At 67.0% G+C, this 1,097-nt stretch carries 1 protein-coding gene; it reads right to left on the bottom strand.

What is annotated here, in order from left to right:
- A partial coding sequence (locus tag U5A52_RS42955) for a DegT/DnrJ/EryC1/StrS aminotransferase family protein (protein ID WP_321940480.1) occupies nucleotides 1–1,097 on the bottom strand: 1,097 nt, incomplete at both ends.

The raw sequence follows: 1,097 nt of genomic DNA, 5'->3' as shown, positions 1-1,097 counted from the left end.
GCACACGCGGGCCACGTCGGCCTCGGTCATCTGCGTGAAGAGCGGCAGCGTGACCGTGCTCGCGCCGAAGCGCTCCGCGTGCGGGAACATGCCCGCCTTGAAACCGCGCTCGCGGTAGAGCGTGAAGAGGTGGATGGCCGGGTAATGCACGCCCGAGCCGATGCCGCGCGCTTTCAGCTCACCCATGAAGCCCGCGCGGTCGATCGCGAGCTTTTCGAGCGGCAGCGTGATCTGGAACATGTGCCAGTTGCTGTTGGCGAAATCGGCGAGCGGCAGGCCCATGCCGAGCTTCACCGCCGCGCCGCCCTCGAAACCCGCGAAGTAGGCCCTCGCAAGCGCACGACGCTGCACGGTGAAGCGCTCGATGTGCTTGAGCTGGCCGAGCCCCACGCGCGCCGCCACATCGGTGAGATTGTACTTGCCGCCGAGCACGTCGCAGTCCATGCCGTCGAAGCCGGTGCGCGTGATGCCCTGCAGGCGGTACTTCTGCGCGAGCACGGCCTCGGCTTCGTCGTTGAGGACGAGCGCGCCGCCTTCGATCGACGTGAGGTTCTTGTTGGCGTGGAAGCTGAACGAGACGATGTCGCCGATCGCGCCGATGCGCTTGCCGTTCCAGCTCGCGCCGAACGCCTGCGCGGCGTCCTCGATCACGCGCAGACTGTGCTGGCGGGCGATCGCGTAGAGCCGGTCCATGTCGACGGGCAGGCCCGAGAGAAACACCGGAATGATGGCTTTCGTCTTCGGCGTGATGGCGGCTTCGAGCTTGTCGAGGTCGATGTTGCGCGTGACGGGATCGATGTCGGCGAACACGGGCGTCGCGCCCACTTCGTAAATCACGTTGCTCGTGGAGACCCACGATGCGGGCGTGGTGATGACTTCGTCGCCGGGACCCACGCCGGCGATGCGCAGCCCGATTTCGAGCGTGGCGGTGCCGGAGTTGAAGGTGCGCACGGGACGGCCGCCGCAGTATTCGGAGAGCGCCGCCTCGAATGCCTGGTTCTGCGGGCCGGTCGTGATCCAGCCCGAGCGCAGCACGTCGGCGACGCCCTGGACGGTTTCTTCGTCGATTTCGGGGCGCACGAACGGCAGGAAAGGAA

Source organism: Paraburkholderia sp. J8-2 (assembly GCF_905220195.1).
Classification (GTDB): domain Bacteria; phylum Pseudomonadota; class Gammaproteobacteria; order Burkholderiales; family Burkholderiaceae; genus Paraburkholderia.
The sequence above is the reverse complement of the archived record's forward strand: the minus strand, read 5'-3'. Positions and strand labels throughout refer to the sequence as shown.